This is a genomic window from Neisseria sp. P0021.S007 (assembly GCF_051956855.1).
Map to the genome: position 1 here is coordinate 1 of NZ_JBQCXA010000108.1, position 1,174 is coordinate 1,174.

Here is a 1,174-nt window from a genome sequence, read left to right on the forward strand (position 1 = left end):
CAACGGTACAGAAGTTGATATCATGAACATGGCCTATCAGGAAGGCATGGTAGACTTGCGTCGAGCCGGTCTCATGAAAGTCATGCAGGGCCTGACTTCGTTGGAAGAAGTGACTGCCCATACCAATGACTAAACTGCCATATTTTCGAAAATTAAAATAAAGCGGCACGGGGAAACAGTCCGCTTTATTTCTTACTAACAAGGGATAACTCATGGCTCAAGCAGAGCAAAAAAGAAGTCTGTTCGGCTCAAGAAGCAAAGGCAAGCGTTTTACATTTGAAGGAAAAAACATCGAGACCGAACGTCTTGTTCGTGGTGAAGTAGTTGCCAAAGACGAAGAAGAAGCACGCAAAAAACTCCAACGCAGAGGCATTCGCCCTTTGCGTATCAGCAAAGTCAAAACCGCACGCAAACGCCGTATTACCCAAGAAGACATTACTGTGTTCACCCGCCAACTGGCAACAATGATGAAGGCAGGCTTACCGCTGATGCAGGCATTTGAAATCGTTGCACGCGGCCACTCCAATCCGAGCATGACCGAAATGCTGATGCAGGTTCGCTCCGATGTCGAACAAGGTAGCGCATTGGGTAAATCGTTCTCTAAATATCCAAAATATTTCGACCGTTTCTATTGCAATCTGGTCAGCGCAGGCGAGTCCGGCGGCGTACTGGAAAGCCTATTGGACAAACTGGCTGTCTATAAAGAAAAAACCCAAGCCATTAAGAAAAAGGTTAAAACCGCGCTGACCTACCCGATTGCCATTATCGTGGTGGCCATCGCGCTTATCTTCATCATGATGATGTTTGTACTGCCAGCCTTTAAAGAAGTTTATGCCAATATGGGTGCAGAGCTGCCAGGCCTTACCCAACTCGTCATGAGCTTGTCTGATTTATTCGTCGATTACGGCTGGATTATGATCATCCTTTTGATTGTTTCCGCCTTCGGCCTGTACAAACTCCATGAAAAATCGCCTACCTTCCAAAAACGAATCGATGCTCTGATTTTGAGACTGCCTGTTTTTGGTACCATTGTCCGAAAAGCGACCATTGCCCGTTGGGCGCGTACGACTTCCACCCTCTTCGCAGCCGGCGTTCCTTTGGTGGAAGTATTAGATTCAGTTGCAGGCGCATCCGGCAATATTCTCTATGAAGAAGCTACTCAAGACATCCGTGC

At 47.2% G+C, this 1,174-nt stretch carries 1 protein-coding gene; it reads left to right on the plus strand.

The genetic code is table 11. The features are described from left to right. Positions 1-212: 212 nt before the first annotated feature. Positions 213-1,174, plus strand: a 962-nt coding sequence (locus ACTHUR_RS11495; RefSeq protein WP_440398656.1) for a type II secretion system F family protein, incomplete at its 3' end; no start/stop codon positions are given.